Source organism: Yersinia sp. 2553 StPb PI, from assembly GCF_052217105.1.
GTDB classification, from domain to species: domain Bacteria; phylum Pseudomonadota; class Gammaproteobacteria; order Enterobacterales; family Enterobacteriaceae; genus Yersinia; species Yersinia enterocolitica_E.
Window position 1 is genome coordinate 2,304,262 of record NZ_JAZGPX010000002.1, and the last position, 20,613, is coordinate 2,324,874.

Consider the following 20,613-nt stretch of genomic DNA (forward strand, 5'->3'; position numbering starts at 1 on the left):
GCGGCAAATCCGTTAACTTATGCAGCAATTTCACCCTTAGCTACGCTATTAGAGCCAGGCAACAATATTTAGACAGGAAAAATATGCGAAATCGCACATTAGCGGATCTCGATCGAGTGGTTGCTTTAGGGGGAGGCCATGGCCTGGGGCGCGTGATGTCAGCCCTTTCGCCACTGGGTTCACGCCTGACAGGTATTGTTACCACCACCGATAATGGCGGCTCGACTGGCCGCATTCGCCGTTCAGAAGGAGGGATTGCCTGGGGTGATACCCGCAATTGCCTTAATCAGTTGATCACTGAGCCGAGTGTGGCTTCGGCAATGTTTGAATACCGTTTTAGCGGTAATGGCGAACTCTCGGGCCATAATCTGGGCAATTTAATGCTCAAAGCGTTAGACCATCTCAGCATCAGACCTATCGAGGCAATCAATCTGGTACGTAGCTTGCTGAAGGTTGAGGCATGGCTCATCCCAATGTCTGAGCAGCCGGTCGATCTGCTGGCCATCGATCATGAAGGGCACCCCGTTTATGGTGAGGTGAATATCGACCAACTGGCAAAAATGCCACAAGAGATGTTGTTGTCACCGCACGTTCACGCCACGCGGGAAGCCGTGGAAGCAATTAGCCAGGCCGATGTTATTTTGATTGGGCCAGGTAGTTTCTTAACCAGTCTGATGCCCTTGTTACTGCTAGATGACTTAACTCAGGCCTTACGACGCAGCTCTGCCAGTATGATTTATATCGGTAATCTGGGGCGTGAACTCAGTGTGGCGGCGGCCGCGCTATCGTTGCAAGAAAAACTGGCGATAATGGAAAGCAAGATTGGCCGCAAAATTATTGATGCGGCAATTGTCAGTCCACAAATTGATATCAGTGGTGTAACAGACAGGATTATTATCCAGCAGCCACTGGAAGCAAAAGATATCCCTTACCGCCATGACCGTGAGCTACTGCGCCAGGCACTGGAAAACACCCTGCAACAGCTCGGTGGGGCAAACTAGCTAAGAGGCTTAGCTTGAGTTTGAGCTTGCAACCTTGCGCTGTCATTCATATGGATATACAGCGCCTCCACTTTAGTTCTAGCCCATGGTGTACGGCGTAAAAACTTCAGGCTGGATTTAATGCTGGGATCGCTGATGAAACAGTTGATATTGATACGGTATGCCAACTCCTCCCAGCCATAATGCTCAACCAGTTTGGTCAGCAGTTGTTCAAGGGTAATACCGTGTAATGGATCTTTCGACAAGTGATCACTCATTATTTATCTCGCACTTTTACTCTCCGACTTGGGGCTGCTGAATTGTGGGTTTGCCACCAACCTGCAACGCCAGGTTATTTGAGTCTATCTAGGTGATGATTTTATTAGTCGCACACCTTAATCAGGATAGGTTGATGCGACAAGCATAAATTCCCGATTTGTCGCACCATTGCTTACCGCCCACATAATGCAGGGCTGATGAGCATCAAGATATCGCGATAAATTGCTGGCGCAACTGATGGACTTGATCACGCAGTTCTGCTGCCTGCTCAAACTCCAGATTTTGCGCGTGGGTGTACATTTTAGACTCCAACTCACGGATTTTCTGATCAAGCGCTTTTGGTGGCAAGGCGTGATAATTATTGGGATCGGCCACTTTGCCGCCCCGCCCTTTCCCTTTACCACGGGAAGAGGGTTGGCCCAATTGCAGAATATCGCCAATCTTCTTGTTCAACCCTTGCGGAATGATGCCACGTTCTTCGTTGTAAGCTTGCTGTTTGACACGGCGCCGTTCCGTTTCACCAATAGCCTTTTCCATTGAGGCGGTAATTCTGTCGCCATACAGTATTGCTTTACCATTAAGGTTACGCGCCGCACGGCCAATGGTCTGGATTAAAGAGCGTTCAGAACGCAGGAAACCTTCTTTATCAGCATCAAGAATTGCGACCAGAGAAACCTCTGGCATATCCAAACCTTCGCGCAGTAAGTTGATTCCCACCAATACATCAAACTCACCCAAACGCAGATCACGAATGATCTCTACCCGTTCAACGGTATCAATATCCGAATGCAGGTAACGAACACGGGCGCCATGCTCTCCAAGATACTCGGTCAGGTCTTCAGCCATACGTTTGGTCAGCGTGGTCACCAGCACCCGCTCATTAATCGCTGCACGAATACGGATCTCTGACAGCAAGTCATCAACCTGTGTGGCTACCGGCCGTACTTCAATTAATGGGTCGAGCAGGCCCGTCGGCCGCACGACCTGATCGATGATATCGCCACCGGATTTCTCCAGCTCATATTTACCTGGAGTTGCTGAAACATAAATAGTTTGTGGTGCCAGTGCTTCAAACTCTTCAAACCGCATTGGCCGGTTATCCAGTGCCGATGGCAGCCGGAAACCATATTCCACCAATGTTTCTTTGCGTGAGCGGTCACCTTTGTACATCCCGCCGATTTGCGGAATAGTGACGTGGGATTCATCAACCACCAACAGACCGTCAGCCGGTAGATAGTCAAATAGCGTCGGTGGTGCTTCGCCTGGACCACGGCCCGAAAGGTAGCGGGAATAGTTTTCAATACCGGAGCAATAGCCCAGCTCATTCATCATTTCAAGGTCAAACTGGGTCCGCTGGCTAATACGTTGCTCTTCCAACAACTTGTTATTGGCTAATAGCACCTGACGGCGGTCGGCCAATTCGACTTTGATCTCTTCCATGGCCTGCAAAATACGCTCGCGCGGGGTAACGTAGTGCGTTTTAGGATAGACCGTAAAGCGCGGTACTTCATGCTGTAACTGGCCTGTCAATGGATCAAAGATGGACAACCGTTCGACCTCTTCATCGAACAACTCTACCCGCAACGCCCATTCATCAGATTCTGCGGGGAAGATGTCGATAACTTCACCACGCACCCGGAAGGTACCGCGCTGGAATACCTGATCATTACGGCTGTACTGCAATTCGGATAAGCGACGCAAAATAGAGCGCTGATCGATGATCATACCCTTAGTCAGATGCAGCATCATTTTCAGGTATAAATCAGGATCACCCAGACCATAAATCGCAGAAACCGACGCCACCACGATAACATCACGCCTTTCCAGCAGTGCTTTGGTCGCAGATAGCCGCATTTGCTCGATATGCTCATTTACCGAGGCATCTTTTTCAATAAACGTATCAGAGCTTGGGACATAGGCTTCAGGCTGGTAGTAGTCATAGTAGGAGACGAAATACTCTACCGCGTTATCGGGAAAGAACTCTTTCATCTCACCATAAAGCTGTGCTGCCAATGTCTTATTGGGTGCCAGCACCATGGTTGGGCGATTCAAATCAGCAATAACATTGGCTATCGTAAAGGTTTTACCCGATCCCGTTACCCCCAACAGTGTCTGATGAGCCAGACCATTCTCTAGCCCTTCTTCCAGTTTACGGATGGCCTCAGGCTGGTCGCCTGCTGGCTTAAACTCAGAATGTAGTTTGAATAATTTACTCATGAATTTGCTACCCACTGGAGAAACACACACTATCAGGAGGCTAATTATGAAAGCCCCATAGAATTTTGCCACCTCTATGATACTGGATATAAAACCAGCTTCAAGCACCAAAATGTAGGAATGTCTTTCACCAGGAGATTGTTTGCCTCGTTACAGTGACATCTAAACGACAGCTGCACTGTAAAAGCGTTTTTATCCCCAACTGTTAACATAAACACATTAGTGATAACTAATCGATTAAAGATCACTCATCATCGCCAGTTATGATTTTTCAGCGCTTGATTTTAAATAACCCATTGAAAGTAAAATAAATTATTAAAAAGTAGAGAATGCGGACAACAGGAGCGCAAGCCGCGCCCGCTCTCGCTTGCCATCAGTTTTCTATGGCTAATGCACAAGGTTATCCACAGGAATGGTGGATAACTCATTCAACCCCACAGCGGCTGGGAGTTGGCGAAAAGCAAAGCTTGGGGGATAAATGGGGACTAACTGGCTTTTTTAGTGTTTTTTTTACATTTTTATTTCACCGCATATTTCAATTAGTGCTAACTATGTAGCTTGCTAATTCTATAATTTTCACTAGTTAACACCTGTATCTAATGACCTCTGACCTCTCTCTTTTTCTACTGCACCATTTTCTCCACCAAAGCACCGCTTAAGTGCAAGCTAGCCATCACTCTACGCTCGCCCCCCGCCAGGCTGAGCTATTTTTACCCCACGCTGCGCGTTAAAACCATTTACAGCCTGTTAACAAACAGATTTTACTCTCTGTATAGCAACTTGGCCCAAGAGTTGCTTTATATCTCTGTGAAACGGAGAGATTAAAGGGGAAATGGTCTAAAGCGGTGCAACGCATTAATAGACTAAAAATCATCCTATCGCAGGGTGATTAAGGATAAAAATAGCCTGTTGATGCCATTTAATGCCGCAATTCGCCCATTTCACCTCAATTTACACCGACAACCACCCGTTAGAAGTGTGGTGTTTTATGCTGTACTGCCGCTACCAAGTATGCAGATTTGCTGGTTAATCCTTCACTAGCCGTTACAGAACACCGGGCCACCTGTGAACTACTGAGATCGACTGAGGAGAAGCACTGATGCTGAGTTTAACCGCTGTGAATCAATACTATGGACAGAATCATATCCTTTGGGATATTAATCTCGAGATCCCCCGTGGGCAGTGTACCTGCCTGATTGGCCGTAATGGCGTAGGAAAAACGACGTTAATTAATTGCATCATGGGGCATCTGCCAATTAAGAGTGGCACCATGACCTGGCAACCTAATCATGAACCGCCGCAGAATTTGCTACAGCAGCCGGTTGAGGGGCGTACTGCTCTGGGTATTGGCTATGTACCACAAGGGCAGCAGATCTTCTCTCAACTGAGTGTAGAGGAGAATATGCTGATAGCCGTGCTGGCGGGCCGCCATAAGTCTCGCCAAATTCCGGGCTGGATTTTTGATATATTCCCGCAACTGTATGACAAACGCACCCAACGTGGTGGGGAGCTAACCCGTAATCAACAACAGCAGTTGGCCATTGCCAGAGCACTGGTGACAGAGCCAGAACTGTTGATTCTTGATGAACCGGGGAGTGGTATTTTACCGCCGTTGACTGAGGATATTGGCAATATCCTACATCAGCTCAGTCGTAGCCTGGGTTTGACGGTACTTTTGGTTGAACACCGTTTACCCTTTATTCAGCATGTGGCAGATCGATTCTGTTTGATGGCCGATGGCCGAAATGTGGCACAAGGAACATTGGCTCAATTGGATGAAGAGATGATTATTACGCATTTGGCCAGTTAATATGGCGCAGAGTGGTTTCTCCCTCATGCAAACTAAAGCCGATGATAGCGGCCATACTCCGCAAAAAACTCAGGGCTAATAATGTCTATTAGCCCTTTAGGGTCATATCGCCGTCAAAAATTCAGCTCAGTGGCACCTCAGCCAAAAGTCCTAAATCCAAATAGCCACCAAGATCACGCCGCTGGGTGATGGGATACACGTCAAGGTCCGTCAGATAGGGGACGACACCTAATCGCGGGGCACTGATCATCTGTGTCAATGTTGCCATATACTCAACTTGTCGCCCCCCCGCAGGTATCACCTCATTAGCGATCCACCCTACCAGTTTCAGCCCAGCTTGTCGGATAGCCAAAGCGGTCAACAAAGCATGATTGATACATCCCAATTTGATGCCAACAACCATAATTACTGGCAGTTGCTCTCGTAAAACCCAATCGGCAAAAGTTGCCTGTGGCGACAGTGGGGTAAACCAGCCGCCAGCCCCTTCGACCAATATCCATTCTGCTGAGTGCTCAAGCTGCTGTAGTCCTTGCGATAAAACTGACAAATCAATCTCACGCCCTTCGCTGGCACTGGCAATATGGGGCGAGGTTGCCTCCAGAAATGTGAGCGGATTCACCTGTGAATAACTAAGTGCCGCACTGCTGTTTGCTTGTAGCGCCAAAGCATCACTGTTGCGCAATCCGTCAGGCGTCATCTGGCTGCCGGATGCCACCGGTTTATAACCGGCGGTGCGATAGCCCTGCTGGGCTGCGGCTTGCAGTAAGGCACAACTGGCAACTGTCTTACCGACATCGGTATCCGTGCCAGTGATAAACCAACGTTTAATCACGATATATAACCCCATAAACTAAATGGTAACTCAGCGGGTAGGTGCCAGATTGGGTGCTATAAGCGCGTTGCAGGGCCACCAGCCGCTGGCGACCACTTAACCCAGACTGACGCCCCTGATGTAAATGCGTAGCACCAATGCCTTGCAGAGAGCGCATAAGCGCAATTACATCAGGAAACTGTTGCTGATATAACTCGGTTGTTAGGTGATGGCGATACCCCTGACAAGCGTCACTGATATGCTGAAAGGGGAGAAAATCATTCACATGGCGCTGGCCATCTACCTGTTGCCACGCCTGCCCCAGCTCGTCAAGAGACCCCTTTGCCAAGGTAGAAAACAGAATGATGCCGCCAACTCGCGTGACGCGATATAACTCAGCTAGCGCCTGCGGTAAATCAGCACACCACTGTAGCGCCAGATTACTAAAACAAATATCAACGCTTTGATCTGGCAGCGGTATATTCTCAATATCAGCCAATAAATAGCTGTCCGCAGCCTGCTGTCGCCGGGCGTGATCCAACATTCCGGCGGCCAAATCTAGCGCAGTAACATATCTGTCTCGTTCACGCCAACGGCGGCTGAAATAGCCAGTACCGCACCCGGCATCCAGCACCGACGCACCAGGGTGCTGATAACCCAGCGCCAATAAGGTATTCCCCGTTTCTCGTTGCAAACTTGCCGCTGAGTCGTAGCTGCCAGCAGCCCGGCTAAATGCAGCCGCAATCGCCGGTTTATCAACCAAGGGTAATCGTGGATTATCAGCGACAAACGCCATACAGCACCTCCAGCAATCTGTCGATATCATCATATTGATGCGCAGCACTCAGGGTAATACGCAATCTGGCGCCCCCCGGCGGGACTGTTGGAGGGCGAATCGCCGTTACCCATAACCCCTCGGCGCGTAGTTGCTCCGCCAGTGTCAGTGTTTGCTGATTGTCACCCACCAGCAGTGGCTGAATAGCGGTTTCAGATGCCCCTAATTGCAACGGTAAGTCTGCCGCTCCACGCCGAAATTGCGCAATACGTTGCTGAAGCTGCTGTCGCAAGTCGTCACCTTGCTGAATACGTAATAGTGCCACTTGCAACGCACAAGCCTGTGCTGGCGGCATTGCGGTGCTGTATATCAGGTGGCGGGCATATTGCAGCAGATACTCGGCAACCGGTTCCTGACACAACACTGCCGCCCCACTTAGGCCGAATGCCTTGCCAAAAGTGACCACTAACAGTTCAGGTTTTACCCCTTGCTGCCAGCAACTACCACGGCCACCTTCGCCACACACCCCAATTCCGTGCGCATCATCCACCAGTAACCAGCCACCCGCCGCCACAGTTTTTTGCTGCAAAGCAGCCAGTGGAGCGCTATCACCGTCCATACTAAAAACGCCTTCGGTGACCACCAATGTTTGGCCCGCACAGGGTTTATCGAGTAGGTTTTGTAGCGCATCGGGCTGATTATGCACAAAGCGCCGCAATTGAGCCGGAGAGTGTGCAGCAGCCTCCAGCAAAGAGGCGTGGCTGAGTTTATCGGCCAGTATCCTGTCGTCGGCGGCAGTTAACGCCGCCAATACCGCCTGATTTGCCGCGTAGCCTGAGATAAACAACAATGCACGCGGATAACCCAGCCAGTCCGCCAATTGGTGTTCCAGTTGGGCATGAGGCCGGCTATAGCCGGTAACATGGCCAGAGCCACCACTGCCAACACCATAGCGTTGCGCCCCCTGCTGCCACGCCGCAATCACGTCGGGATCCTGACTTAACCCCAGATAATCATTGCTGGAGAAGTTGAGATAACGCCGTTCTGCTGATTGCAACCAGCGCCCACTCGCCCCCTCATTAACCTGACGGCTACGGTAGGCCGCGGCGTCGCGTCGCTGTTGCAGCCCCTGCTCTATCTTGCTTTGCCAGTTCATCAGATTGCCGCGTTATAAAATTGTGTGCTCTCACCGGGCAATGAGTCACGCTGCAAGAGTTGCTCAGTCAATACTTGCTGCTGTTCGCGATCCCCTTGCTCGGTGGCGGTTTGCTGTGGATTCAGCCCCAATTTACGAAACAGTTGCAGATCTTTATCTTCTTCAGGATTCGCCGTGGTAAGCAATTTACAGCCGTAGAAAATAGAGTTAGCCCCTGCCATAAAGCACATCGCCTGCGTTTGCTCGTTCATTTGTTCGCGACCGGCAGATAAACGCACGTAAGAGGTTGGCATCATGATACGTGCGATAGCGATGGTGCGGATAAACTCGAAAGCATCGACGTCGTCGTTATTTTCCATCGGCGTGCCTTTCACTTTTACCAGCATATTGATCGGCACACTTTCAGGCGGTTTGGGCAAATTCGCCAGTTGTACCAGTAGCCCTGCGCGGTCACGAACAGTTTCGCCTAACCCGACAATGCCTCCCGAACAGACTTTGATACCGGCGTCACGAACTTCACTGAGGGTATCGAGCCGTTCCTGATAACTGCGGGTGGTAATGATGCTGCCGTAGAATTCCGGCGAGGTATCAAGATTGTGGTTGTAATAATCCAGCCCAGCCTCTGCCAACCGGTGAGCTTGCTGTTTATCCAGCGAGCCAAGCGTCATACAGGTTTCCATCCCCATGGCCTTGACACCTTCAACCATTTTCTCCAAATAAGGCATATCACGCTCATGGGGATTCTTCCAGGCCGCGCCCATACAGAAACGGGTTGAGCCAGCGGCTTTGGCCTTTTTCGCTGACGCCAGCACTTGTTCAACCTGCATTAAGCGCTCACTTTCCAAGCCAGTTTTGTAACGCGAGCTTTGCGGGCAATATTTGCAATCTTCCGGGCAAGCACCGGTCTTAATCGACAGCAAAGTACTGACTTGCACCTGACGCGAGTCAAAATGCTGACGATGAATCTGCTGCGCTTCAAACAATAAATCCAGCAGTGGTTTTTCAAACAAGGCCTGGGCTTGCCCGACTGTCCAGCGAATATAATTTGCCATTACGGCTTCTCCAAGGAAGAGAAAAAAGTTTCGCCAGTGTAAATAAACTCGATATACTGTCAACCATTCTTGCAATGAATTGGTTTACAACAATCCTCATGACACCTTCTGACCTGGCTTTTGATCAACGTCATATCTGGCACCCCTACACCTCAATGACTGACCCGCTTCCCTGCTATCCGGTGGTCGCAGCCGATGGCGTTGAGCTGCAACTGGCTGATGGCCGACGTCTGATCGATGGCATGTCATCATGGTGGGCGGCCATTCACGGCTATAATCATCCGGTACTGAACCACGCGGCACATCAGCAGTTGGATAAAATGTCCCATGTGATGTTTGGAGGTATCACCCACCCGCCCGCCGTGGAACTCTGCCAACAGTTGGTTGCTCTAACCCCTTCGGCACTAGAGTGTGTTTTTCTCGCTGATTCGGGTTCGGTGGCCGTTGAAGTGGCATTGAAAATGGCATTGCAATACTGGCAGGCCAAAGGTGAACGGCGGCAACGGATTTTAACCCTGCGCCACGGCTACCATGGTGATACTTTTGGTGCGATGTCAGTTTGTGATCCCCAGAATTCAATGCACAGTTTGTATCAGGGGTATTTAGCTGAAAATCTGTTTGCCCGCGCGCCACAATGCCGCTTCGACGAGCCGTGGAACCCGGAAGACATCACTGATTTTGCTGCAATGATAGCCACACATTCCAGCGAGATAGCCGCAGTCATTCTGGAACCGATAGTGCAAGGTGCCGGTGGAATGCGTATCTATCACCCCGCCTATTTGCGTGAGGTCAGAGCATTGTGCGATCAGCACCAGATTTTGTTGATTGCCGATGAAATTGCTACCGGTTTTGGCCGCACCGGCAAATTTTTCGCCTGCGAACATGCGCAAATCGTGCCGGACATTCTGTGTTTGGGTAAGGCGTTGACCGGCGGCTACCTGACTTTATCGGCTACCTTAACTACCCGTAAGGTGGCAGAAACCATCAGTAACGGTGATGCGGGTTGCTTTATGCACGGCCCGACATTTATGGCTAATCCATTGGCTTGCGCTGTCGCCTCGGCAAACTTGAGTCTGTTGGCTGAGAATCACTGGCAACAGCAGGTTGCCGCCATAGAAAACCAATTGAAACACGCGTTAATGCTACTTGCAGAACATGAAGCAGTAGCCGATGTGCGGGTATTAGGGGCAATTGGGGTAGTGGAAATGAAAGAGCCGGTTAACGTCGCGCGCCTGCAACGGCAATTTGTCGAGCACGGCGTGTGGATCCGCCCGTTTGGTAAACTGATTTACCTGATGCCGCCTTATATTATCTCGCCGCAATCACTGACGCGGTTAACGGATGCGGTGAAAGCTGCGATAGTAAATATCCACTAAAGCAGTGGTGGACAATATCGTTCGCAAATTGGCGGGGCAACTGCACCGATGGGCGCTGCGACGGCTTACGCCGTTACGACCCCTTCGACACATTTCCCCGCCCTGCAATATTATTTTTTAAGCTCTTGGTGCCAAAATAGTGACCCACATTGGCCCTTTCCCTACTGCATAGCGCTTAAGGGGGGTTAGCTCACCGCTGTGTTGATCAATACGATACACGGCAATATGATCCGACTTCTGGCCGGAAGAGATCAGGAAGTTACCACTGTTATCGATATTAAAACCGCGTGGCTGTGCTTCAGTCTGTTGGTGCCCGACCAACGTAATCTCACGCCCATCGTCAGAAACACTGAAAATACCCAGCAGACTGGCAGTACGGTCACTGATATAGAGATGACGGCCATTTGGCGTAATATGGATATCAGCCGCCCAACGAGTGCCGGTAAAGTCTGTTGGCATCGCATCCAGCGTCTGTATTAGCTGGTATTCTTGGCCGTTTTTGTTGATTTGATACACATCTACCGAGCTATTCAGCTCGTTAACACAATAGGCGACGTGTTTATTGGGGTGGAAGGCCATATGACGTGGGCCCGCACCGGCAGCAACCGGTATCGCCGCCTGAACGTGTGGGGTCAGTTTACCCTCAAGGCTCAGATCAAATAACCGCACCTTATCTTCTTTCAGGCAAGGTACCAGTAATATTTGATTGGTCGGATCAATATTCGCCGAATGTGGAGCAGGCAAATCATCCAATTGCTGAATAGGTGCCTGTACCACACCCTGCTCATCAATAGGGCTAATGCTGACACAGTTAAAGCTATATGAAGCAGAGAACAGGAAGCGGCCTTGTAAATCAGTGCCAATGTGCGTTGGGCTGCCTGGCAGTGGTGCCATGCCAGCGGCGGTCAATGTGCCATCGTCGCTGATGTTGTAGCTGATAATGGCAAAATCGGGGCGCACCCCAACATATAACTGGCGCTGGTTTGGATTGATTGTCATCGGCTGCACTTGCCCCGGCACCTCCACCGTTTGCAATAAGGTTAATGCACCGGCGGAATCTAATTGCCAAACATGGATCTGCTGACTGTCTGGGCTTGCCACGTAAACCACTTGCTTCATCTCTACTCCTTAGTCGAACCTATTAGGCAACACTCTTTAGCCTAGCTTACCTGACTCGGCGGACATAACAACAGTCTGCTGTCGCGCTGTTTAAAACTTATCCTGCTTATTTTTAGCTGATTATGCTACCCACTCCCAGGCTTGGTTTAATCAACCCGCCATCCGGTGTACCATCGGGTAATACTATGTAACCATACTATTAATGCCCTTATTAACGAGACTATTGCTGCCATGACCTATCGCATAATTGCACTGGATCTAGACGGAACGCTACTGGATCACAAAAAACGTATTCTGCCAGAATCCTTGTCCGCACTGGCGCAAGCCCGTGCTGAAGGCATCAAAGTGGTAGTGGTGACCGGCCGCCATCATGTTGCTATTCACCCGTTTTATCAGGCACTAGAACTTGATACACCTGCAATTTGCTGTAACGGTACCTATATTTATGATTACCATGCCAAAAAGGTATTAGATTCAAACCCCTTGCAGCCTCAACAAGCGGTTCAGGTGTTGCAGTTGCTGGAGCAAACCGGTATCCACGGGCTAATGTATGTGGACGATGCCATGCTCTATCAGCAAACCAGCGGGCATGTGATTCGCTCACTCAGTTGGGCTGAGTCATTACCACCCGCTCAGCGCCCAACGCTACTCCACGTTGATAGCTTGCTTGATGCTGCTCACACTGCCAGTTCTATCTGGAAATTCGCCACTTCACACTCGGATATTGAGCAACTGAGAGCGCTCGCAACCCAGATTGAGAATGACATGGGGTTGGCTTGCGAATGGTCATGGCATGATCAAGTTGATATCGCACAGGCGGGTAACAGCAAAGGTAAGCGGCTACAGCAATGGGTTGAATCTCAGGGTTTGAGCATGAAAGATGTGGTTGCCTTTGGTGATAACTTTAATGACCTGAGCATGCTGGAAAGCGCTGGTTTGGGAGTGGCGATGGGGAATAGCGCCGATGCTATCAAACAGCGGGCTGACCTGGTGATTGCCGATAACGAACAACCCGGTATTGCTGGCGTCATCCGCCAGCATGTCCTGGCTTGATAGTAAAAAACGCCCGGCTGACGGGCGTTTTATCGTCGGGTGAACCCAGGGGTTATCGCCCTCAATTCTTGCGGTTAAACGAGACACTTTTTATCTGTGCATACACCCACTGACCGGGTTTAAGCGCCAATTCATCCCGTGCCCACGGCGTGATCCGCGCCCACAACCATTGATCACCAACCGCGAGTTTGACATCGACCTGCCCATCCACCTCAAGGCATTCGGCAATTTTTACCGGCAAGATATTACGGATACTGCTGCTTTGCGGTGGCTGTAATACCAACGAAACATCGGCTGCATTAATCCGAATACGCATTGAGCTACCCTCTTGCGCATCAAGCTTACCCACCCACAATCGCTGATCACCTAACGCCAGCGCGGTCATGGCATAGCGGTCGTGGTGACCAATGACACTGACCCGCAGTATGCTGCTCGGTTCTTCCCGTTGCAGCCACGGGCGCAATGCACTACTGGCCCACACTTCCTCCAGCCCGCCGACCGCGCGCACTTTGCCACCATCCATAACCACCACTTGATCTGCCAGCCGCAGGATCTCATCCATGCTGTGGCTAACATACAAAATAGGGGTGTTAACATCTTGCGCCAACCGCTCCAGATAAGGCAGCAGCTCACGTTTGCGGGGCAAATCCAGAGAGGCCAGTGGCTCATCCATCAACAACAGTTCGGGGGCGGTCAATAATGCGCGCCCAATAGCAACACGCTGTTTCTCGCCGCCAGAGAGGGTCAGTGGGAAACGACTTAATAGTGGCTCGATACCCAGCAAACCGACAATTGTGTCAAATTGCCCACGCATTGACGGGGCCATGCCGTATTGTAAATTGCCCCGCACCCGATAATGGGGAAATAAGCGCGCATCCTGAAATACGTAACCGACTTTGCGTTTTTCCGGTGGCAGATAGATTTGCTGCTCGGCATCCACCAGCACCCGGCCATTTAACACCACTTTGCCTTGCTGCGGACGGGTCAGGCCACCAATAACATTAATTAATGAGGTTTTACCGGCCCCCGACAACCCGAAAATAGCGGTGATACCTTGGGCGGGCAGATTGGTGGAAACGCGTAAATCCAAATCGCCCAGTTGCTGACTGAAATCCAGCTCTAACATGGTGCCCCCATGCGTTTTTTACCCCAGCGGGCCAGCCATTCGGATAATAGCAACGCCACCAACGACAGAATAATGGCAATGACACACAAACGCGCAGCAGCAGCTTCCGCCCCAGGGGTTTCAATCAGTGTGTACATTGCCAGTGGAATAGTGCGGGTTTCACCGGGAATATTGGAGACGAAAGTGATGGTCGCCCCAAACTCCCCCAGTGAACGGGCAAAAGAAAGCACGGTGCCAGCAATCACCCCCGGTAAAGAGAGCGGTAACGTAATGGTGAAAAACACCCGCCACGGATTGGCTCCTAGCGTGCGGGCCGCCAGTTCCAGACGCGTATCAACTGCTTCCAACGCCAGCCGGATAGCCCTCACCATCAGCGGAAAGGCCACCACCGCCGAGGCTAACGCCGCACCACGCCAACTAAAACTGAAATTAATGCCAAACCAGCTATAGAGCCACTCGCCAATAAAACCGCGCCGCCCCATGCTTATCAACAATAAATAGCCAATCACCACGGGTGGCAGCACCAGTGGTAAGTGAATAATACTGTCTAACAACGATTTACCGGGAAAACGGCAGCGCACTAAAATCCACGCCATTAAAATGCCTAACGGCAAACTGCACGCCACCGCAACCGCTGAAACCTTCAGACTAAGAATAATTGCCTGCCACTCATACTCACTCAATATCATTAGCGTGGGGTAAATCCATAATTTTTGAAAATAACCGCCGCTGCTGGGCTTTTCAGGTAATCATAAAAAGCACTCACGGTCGGGTTTTCATGACCTTTAACAATTGCCATCGGGTATTCAACCGGCTTATGACTTGCTTCCGGGAATATCCCCACAACCTTAACTTTGTTACTGGCTATCGCATCTGAACCATAGACAATACCCAGCGGCGCTTCTGCCCGTTCGACCAGTGCCATTGCACTGCGCACGTTATTGGCCCGCGCCATTTCAGGGGCTAAAGTTGACCAGGCACCTAAATTCTCCAGTGACTCTTTGGCATAAATCCCAGCAGGAACATGATCAGGATCGCCCACCGCCAAACGGCCACCATCCAATAATTTCTTCCAGTCGGTTTTTTTATCGATTACGACTTTATCTATTTTACTGTCTTGCGGAGCAATTAATACCAGTTCATTACCTAATAAGGTGTAGCGAGTATTGGCAACAATTTGCTGTTTATCAATAGCATAATCCATCCATTGCTGATCGGCAGAAATAAACATATCAGCCGGTGCGCCCTGCTCAATCTGGCGTGCCAACGTTGAAGATGAAGCATACGACGCAACAACATCAACCTGCTTCTCTTTTTTATACTGTACGGCAATATCTTGTAATGCATTGGTCAATGAAGCCGCAGCAAACACTGTAATGTTGTCCGCCGCTAACGTGGTGCCGGAAAATGCTGCCAGCAGTGTTGCACTCGCTACCCAAACCTTGGCGTTACCGTATTGATTCTTCATGTTGTTCTCCGCATTAATGAAATCGCTATATACATGGGAATATAACGCAACATTATAAGCAGGTCATGCAGTTTATCGGCAAGATGCGAGGTATCTTGAGCTGTGGTAACAAGTGGGGGAGTGGAGGAAATGAGGGAGAAAAACGAAAATGCCCAGCGTCTATGTGCCGGGCATTCAGAAATCAGATTAAGAGCGTTCTTTGGTGTGACCTGTCTTAGAGATGACGTTGAACACCTCGCCCAGTCCATAGATAAGCCCCAGAATCACGGCCATAACCACCGGTACCATGACCACGGCAAAGACCAGACTTTTCAATAAATCCAACATATCAGCCTCTCATTACTGCTCATTGAGCGATAACTTACGTTATCACAATAACTAGGATCTATCATTTACTGTAAATTATATCAGCGATGAATGAACCCTGTTATTTTAACTAACAGCAAAAGAATGTAACCTGCCAAACGTGCGATTCAGGTGTATACAAGCACTTAGATAGCAATAATCCTTTCCCGCCGGAGTAAAAAATCATGCAGGCTGAAATTCTTCTTACCCTAAAACTTCAGCAACGGCTGTTTGCTGATCCCCGGCGTATCGCATTACTGAAACAAATACAGCATACCGGTTCCATCAGCCAGGGCGCAAAACTGGCTGGGATTAGCTATAAAAGTGCCTGGGACGCGATTAACGAAATGAATACCTTAGCCGAGGAAATATTGGTTGAGCGGGCAACAGGTGGTAAAGGCGGTGGCGGCGCGCACCTGACTCGTTACGGCGAGCGTTTAATTCAACTTTATGATTTGCTCGCCAAGATCCAGCAAAAGGCATTTGACACGCTGAAAGATGATTCGCTGCCACTCGATAGTTTATTGGCAGCTATTTCGCGCTTCTCTTTACAAACCAGCGCCCGTAATCAATTTTTCGGCACCCTGATTGAGCGGGATCATCAGCAGGTTCAACAACACGTCAATATCCTATTATCAGACGGCAAAACCCGGTTATCTGCGGCACTCACTCAACAGAGTGCTGATCGCTTGCAACTTTCGGCGGGCAAAGAAGTATTGGCACTGATCAAAGCCCCTTGGGTAAAACTGGTTACTGATCAGGCACTGGCGGGGGCTGCTGATAACTCTCTGCCCGGCACCGTGGCCAGTATTGAACCCGGCAGCGATCACAGTGAAGTTATCGTGACCTTAACTGGGGGAGCCAGCTTGTGTTCGACACAAAACAATAGCGAATTACATAAGCTGAATTTGCATGTTGGTAGTCACGTCATTGCCCAATTCAATGCAGATCGGGTCATTATCGCTACACTTTGCTAAATAATTCAGCTTAGTTATGCAAAATAACCTTAGTATTTACTGTTGACATTTTGCCCCTTTCCGATTATCCCTAACACCCTTATTGTGTTGCAAAATATGGAAAGAATGATGTCGGAGTTGCAAATATCGCAAGGTTGTTTTCGCCTGAGTGACACCCGGACACTCATCCTGCCAGCATTGCATGTTCAATCGGGTGATAGCTGGGCATTTGTCGGTGCCAATGGTAGCGGGAAATCCGCGTTGGCAAAGGCATTAGCAGGGGAATTAATCCTGTTGAGCGGCAGCCGCCACAACCATTTTCGCCACAGCGTGCATTTGTCGTTCGAGCAACTTCAGCAGTTAGTCAGCGAAGAGTGGCAGCGCAATAACACTGATTTACTCAGCGCAGATGAAGACGATACCGGGCGTACTACCGCAGAGATCATTCAGGAAGAATACGTTGATCCGCAACGTTGTCAGCAGTTGGCAGAGCAGTTTGGTATCAGCCAGTTACTCTCGCGTCGCTTTAAATATCTTTCTACTGGTGAGACCCGCAAAACATTGCTGTGCCGAGCGCTGATGCCACAACCGGATCTGTTGATTCTGGATGAACCCTTTGATGGTCTGGATGTGACAGCCCGCACGCAGTTGGCTGGTATGCTATCCACCCTTTCAGCACAAGGTGTCACGCTGGTGCTGGTACTAAATCGTTTTGATGATATCCCTGATTTTGTGCAATACGTCGGTGTGCTGGCAGATTGCCAATTAACCCATACTGGCCCCCGCCAGCAGATTCTTTCCGAGGCATTGATTGCCCAACTGGCGCACAGTGAAAACCTTGATGGTATGTTGTTGCCAGAAACAGAACACCCGCAACAGCAGGCCCCTTTCGCACCAGATAAGCCACTAATTATCTTGCGTAATGGCGTGGTTGAATACAATGACCGCCCTATTCTTCATAACCTGAGTTGGCAGGTTAATCCCGGTGAACACTGGCAAATTATTGGCCAAAACGGTGCTGGGAAGTCAACCTTACTCAGCCTGATTACTGGCGACCATCCGCAAGGATACAGTAATGATTTGACACTGTTTGGCCGCCGCCGTGGCAGTGGGGAAACTATCTGGGATATTAAACGCCATATTGGTTATGTCAGCAGTAGTTTGCATCTGGATTACCGCGTCAGCACCAATCTACGTACCGTGATTCTCTCCGGTTTTTTCGATTCAATCGGTATTTATCAGGCAGTGTCTGATCGCCAACAACAATTAGCCAATCAATGGTTAGACTTACTCGGTTTTTCCGCCGTGACCGCTAATCAGCCCTTCCACAGTCTCTCTTGGGGACAACAGCGGTTGGCACTGATCGCCCGAGCACTGGTTAAGCATCCTGCACTGTTGATTCTTGATGAACCCTTGCAGGGTTTGGACCCGCTTAATCGCCTATTGGTACGGCGTTTTATTGATGTAATGATCAGTGAGGGTGACACGCAACTGTTATTCGTTTCTCACCATGCTGAAGATGCACCACAGTGCATTACCCACCGTCTGACCTTTGTTCCTGATGGCGATATTTATCACTACCAACAGGAAAAGTTAGCAGGTTAAAACTCTTCAGGCATTTCGTTGAGGATAATGAGAGCTATCCTCAACGGAAGCGGCGTTTATTGGCGGGGGCTTATGCTATCATTCTTACTGCCAGCCCCTATCAGAGCCGGCGATAAACTTAACATATTCAGCCACCATCAGGATTTATACCCTATAAATTTCAGGTGCAGGCCAGCCGCAAGAAACAAAGCGCTCATAAGCCGATTTGAACTGCATGTACGTGAGTCCGCAGGCTAAGTCTCAAAAGGGGTATAGCCCTATAAGCCGAGCGAATCAAGCGGCCACCGCACCTGCGATTTGAAAGATGACGGGCATAACATTAAAGGGATATTTATGTGGGGCATACTTGCTGCTTCGTTACTTTTCTTATCAATTAACCGGGTACTTTCCCTGTTTCTCTTGCTGTCGTCACTGTCAATTGCCTTGTATCACGGTGTTTTGACTCTACCATCGGCCGCATTCTTGCTTCTAACATTGATTGTGGCACTACTACTGAAAAAATATCGTCACCGGAAATGGCCGGCCGTCGCACTGGAATTGCTGCTGGTGATGGCAGCAATCGCACTGTTTCTGCATCTGGTACCCGGTTTTAATAATCTAAATGTATTGAAAGACGTGAAGACAGGGCCACTCAGCGCACCCTTCAGCCTGTATTACAATCTTGATAAAGCATTAATACCTTTTATTTTACTGGTTTGCCTGCCAACCTTATTTGTCGCGAAAAAGCATCCATCAGTGAGCCGTGCAAGCTGGCTGGTATTGATTGTCAGTATCCCTGCATTGCTGTTGCTGGCTGTTGCCTTAGGCGGCCTGAAAATTGAGATGCACACCCCAGCATGGATAGGTTCCTTTGTGGTCGCTAATGTGTTTTTTGTTTGTCTGGCAGAAGAAGCACTGTTTCGTGGCTATTTGCAACAAAGGTTAAGTCAGTGGTTGGGTAACTATCCGGCCCTACTGCTCACCGCCCTATTATTTGGCGCAGCACATATTGCAGGCGGCCCGCTATTGATGGTATTCGCCGCATTGGCAGGGTTAATTTACGGCCTGGCATGGCTGTGGAGTGGTCGTTTATTGGTGGCGGTTGCCTTTCACTTCGCCCTGAATTTGATGCATTTATTGTTCTTCACTTATCCTCTTTATTCATCGCACTAATCTTTATCTACCCTGTTATCTACCGACCCGAGGCTAGCATTCTTAACTGGAATCGGGCGGTGCATAACAGGCAGGACATTTCTGCTGAATTAATGGATGAGAACGCTACCAATCCAGTTATCTATGTGGTGACTGTTATTTATCTCTTGTTTTTGCCTATCCTTGCTTATTCCCCTGTCTTTATGCTTTTACTGGGATTAAACTGAGAGAAATTTAAATGTAAACGATTCCATTATTGAGCGCAGATCACCTTTTCTCACATAATGGCGTGCTATCTTTCTTAGACTAAAGTCATTCGAGGAGTCTTTTATGTACGTTCTGGTAACAGGTGGTAGCGGTTACATCGGTAGCCATACCTGTGTGCAATTGATTGAAGCTGGCTACCAACCGGTCATCCTCGATAACCTTTGCAACAGCAAATCCAGCGTATTAGCCCGGATACATGCCCTTAGCGGCTATACACCGAAGCTTTATCAAGGTGACATCCGTGACCGCGCTTTACTCGACCGAATATTTGCTGAGCAGTCTATCCATGCAGTCATTCACTTTGCTGGCCTGAAAGCCGTGGGTGAGTCGGTCAGTAAGCCACTGGAATATTACAATAATAATGTCTTCGGCACCTTAGTATTGCTGGAGGCCATGCGTGCTGCACAGATCAAAAACTTTATCTTCAGTTCCTCTGCCACGGTCTACGGTGATCAGCCACAAATTCCGTATGTCGAAAGCTTCCCGACCGGCTTGCCATCCAGCCCGTATGGCCGTAGCAAGTTGATGGTTGAGCAAATTTTGCAAGATGTGCAACTGGCTGACCCACAATGGAATATGACCATTCTGCGCTATTTCAATCCCGTTGGCGCACATCCGTCAGGCTCCATGGGTGAAGACCCACAAGGTATCCCGAATAACCTGATGCCATTTATTGCACAAGTTGCCGTTGGTCGTCGTGAATCGCTGGCCATATTCGGTAATGACTACCCGACACCTGATGGCACCGGGGTACGCGATTATATTCACGTGGTCGATTTAGCAGATGGCCATGTGGCGGCGATGAAAAAACTACACAATCAGCCTGGCGTGCATATTTTCAATCTGGGTGCCGGCGTGGGTAGCAGTGTTTTACAAGTGGTCGAGGCATTCAGCAAGGCGTGTGGCAAGCCGCTGGCCTACCATTTTGCCCCGCGCCGCGAAGGTGACTTACCGGCTTACTGGGCAGATCCGAGCAAAGCTGCCGCACAATTGGGTTGGCGGGTACACCGCTCGCTTGATGAAATGGCGGCAGATACCTGGCGTTGGCAATCCAATAATCCTCAGGGCTATCCCGATTAAGGTGTTG

19 protein-coding genes are annotated in these 20,613 nt (G+C 49.7%); 8 read left to right on the plus strand and 11 right to left on the minus strand.

Annotated elements, in window-relative coordinates; all coding sequences use genetic code 11:
- The first annotated feature begins 83 nt into the window (after nt 1-83).
- Nucleotides 84-1,001 carry a gluconeogenesis factor YvcK family protein gene (locus V2A84_RS12105; RefSeq protein ID WP_083159524.1) on the plus strand — a complete coding sequence of 306 codons (918 nt, stop codon included), beginning with the start codon at nt 84-86 and terminating at the stop codon, nt 999-1,001.
- Here the strand turns inward: V2A84_RS12105 and V2A84_RS12110 are convergent.
- The gene (locus tag V2A84_RS12110; RefSeq protein WP_083159526.1) at nt 998-1,258 is read right to left on the minus strand and encodes a VF530 family DNA-binding protein; all 261 of its coding nucleotides are present in this window, start codon (nt 1,256-1,258) and stop codon (nt 998-1,000) included. The two genes, V2A84_RS12105 and V2A84_RS12110, sit on opposite strands and share 4 nt — an antisense overlap.
- 205 nt (nt 1,259-1,463) lie before the next feature.
- Entirely contained in the window at nt 1,464-3,476 is a 2,013-nt protein-coding gene (gene uvrB / locus V2A84_RS12115) for an excinuclease ABC subunit UvrB (RefSeq protein ID WP_050087533.1), read from the minus strand.
- Between the two features lie 1,099 nt (nt 3,477-4,575).
- On the opposite strand from uvrB, the gene V2A84_RS12120 reads away from it, so the two are divergent.
- Nucleotides 4,576-5,286, plus strand: a complete 711-nt coding sequence (locus V2A84_RS12120) for an ABC transporter ATP-binding protein (RefSeq protein ID WP_083159528.1) — start codon at nt 4,576-4,578, stop codon at nt 5,284-5,286.
- Between the two features lie 121 nt (nt 5,287-5,407).
- Here the strand turns inward: V2A84_RS12120 and bioD are convergent, their stop codons facing one another.
- Genes bioD through bioB form a run of 4 tightly spaced genes read right to left on the minus strand, consistent with a single transcriptional unit; the run spans nt 5,408 to nt 9,080 of the window.
- Nucleotides 5,408-6,118: a dethiobiotin synthase gene (gene bioD / locus V2A84_RS12125; RefSeq protein WP_442848874.1), complete on the minus strand. Its 711-nt coding sequence runs from the start codon at nt 6,116-6,118 to the stop codon at nt 5,408-5,410.
- Complete coding sequence (gene bioC, locus V2A84_RS12130) at nt 6,111-6,893, minus strand: malonyl-ACP O-methyltransferase BioC (protein WP_083159532.1); 783 nt, start codon at nt 6,891-6,893, stop codon at nt 6,111-6,113. Before bioC ends, bioD begins: the two co-directional genes overlap by 8 nt.
- Nucleotides 6,877-8,028, minus strand: a complete 1,152-nt coding sequence (gene bioF, locus V2A84_RS12135; RefSeq protein WP_372568876.1) for an 8-amino-7-oxononanoate synthase — start codon at nt 8,026-8,028, stop codon at nt 6,877-6,879. The genes bioC and bioF overlap by 17 nt, the downstream gene beginning before the upstream one ends.
- The gene (gene bioB, locus V2A84_RS12140; protein WP_083159536.1) at nt 8,028-9,080 is read right to left on the minus strand and encodes a biotin synthase BioB; all 1,053 of its coding nucleotides are present in this window, start codon (nt 9,078-9,080) and stop codon (nt 8,028-8,030) included. The genes bioF and bioB overlap by 1 nt, the downstream gene beginning before the upstream one ends.
- Nucleotides 9,081-9,178: 98 nt before the next feature.
- On the opposite strand from bioB, the gene bioA reads away from it, so the two are divergent.
- The gene (bioA, locus tag V2A84_RS12145; protein ID WP_442848875.1) at nt 9,179-10,456 is read left to right on the plus strand and encodes an adenosylmethionine--8-amino-7-oxononanoate transaminase; all 1,278 of its coding nucleotides are present in this window, start codon (nt 9,179-9,181) and stop codon (nt 10,454-10,456) included.
- A 117-nt stretch (nt 10,457-10,573) separates the two neighbouring features.
- Here bioA and pgl read toward each other — a convergent pair whose 3' ends face one another.
- The gene (pgl, locus tag V2A84_RS12150) at nt 10,574-11,575 is read right to left on the minus strand and encodes a 6-phosphogluconolactonase (RefSeq protein WP_372568875.1); all 1,002 of its coding nucleotides are present in this window, start codon (nt 11,573-11,575) and stop codon (nt 10,574-10,576) included.
- A 231-nt stretch (nt 11,576-11,806) separates the two neighbouring features.
- On the opposite strand from pgl, the gene V2A84_RS12155 reads away from it, so the two are divergent.
- Nucleotides 11,807-12,628, plus strand: coding sequence for a pyridoxal phosphatase (locus V2A84_RS12155; protein ID WP_083159542.1), 822 nt, complete (start codon nt 11,807-11,809; stop codon nt 12,626-12,628).
- A 61-nt stretch (nt 12,629-12,689) separates the two neighbouring features.
- On the opposite strand, the gene modC is transcribed toward V2A84_RS12155, so the two are convergent.
- The 4 genes from modC to V2A84_RS12175 form a co-directional block, all read right to left on the minus strand.
- Nucleotides 12,690-13,754 (minus strand): molybdenum ABC transporter ATP-binding protein ModC, encoded by a 1,065-nt coding sequence (modC, locus tag V2A84_RS12160; protein ID WP_083159544.1) that lies wholly within the window; start codon nt 13,752-13,754, stop codon nt 12,690-12,692.
- Complete coding sequence (gene modB, locus V2A84_RS12165) at nt 13,748-14,443, minus strand: molybdate ABC transporter permease subunit (RefSeq protein WP_032907071.1); 696 nt, start codon at nt 14,441-14,443, stop codon at nt 13,748-13,750. Before modB ends, modC begins: the two co-directional genes overlap by 7 nt.
- A complete protein-coding gene (gene modA, locus V2A84_RS12170; protein ID WP_083159546.1) occupies nt 14,443-15,222 on the minus strand; it encodes a molybdate ABC transporter substrate-binding protein in 780 nt (259 codons plus the stop codon). The genes modB and modA overlap by 1 nt, the downstream gene beginning before the upstream one ends.
- Before the next feature lie 186 nt (nt 15,223-15,408).
- Nucleotides 15,409-15,549, minus strand: a complete 141-nt coding sequence (locus tag V2A84_RS12175) for an AcrZ family multidrug efflux pump-associated protein (RefSeq protein WP_083159548.1) — start codon at nt 15,547-15,549, stop codon at nt 15,409-15,411.
- Between the two features lie 203 nt (nt 15,550-15,752).
- Here V2A84_RS12175 and modE point away from each other — a divergent pair, with 203 nt between their 5' ends.
- From modE to galE, 4 genes are all read left to right on the plus strand, one after another.
- The gene (modE, locus tag V2A84_RS12180; RefSeq protein ID WP_083159550.1) at nt 15,753-16,544 is read left to right on the plus strand and encodes a molybdenum-dependent transcriptional regulator; all 792 of its coding nucleotides are present in this window, start codon (nt 15,753-15,755) and stop codon (nt 16,542-16,544) included.
- Between the two features lie 108 nt (nt 16,545-16,652).
- Nucleotides 16,653-18,128, plus strand: coding sequence for a molybdate ABC transporter ATP-binding protein ModF (gene modF, locus V2A84_RS12185; protein WP_083159552.1), 1,476 nt, complete (start codon nt 16,653-16,655; stop codon nt 18,126-18,128).
- Between the two features lie 333 nt (nt 18,129-18,461).
- Entirely contained in the window at nt 18,462-19,280 is an 819-nt protein-coding gene (locus V2A84_RS12190; protein WP_083159554.1) for a CPBP family intramembrane glutamic endopeptidase, read from the plus strand.
- A gap of 309 nt (nt 19,281-19,589) precedes the next feature.
- The gene (galE, locus tag V2A84_RS12195; protein ID WP_372568873.1) at nt 19,590-20,606 is read left to right on the plus strand and encodes a UDP-glucose 4-epimerase GalE; all 1,017 of its coding nucleotides are present in this window, start codon (nt 19,590-19,592) and stop codon (nt 20,604-20,606) included.
- Nucleotides 20,607-20,613 lie beyond the last annotated feature (7 nt).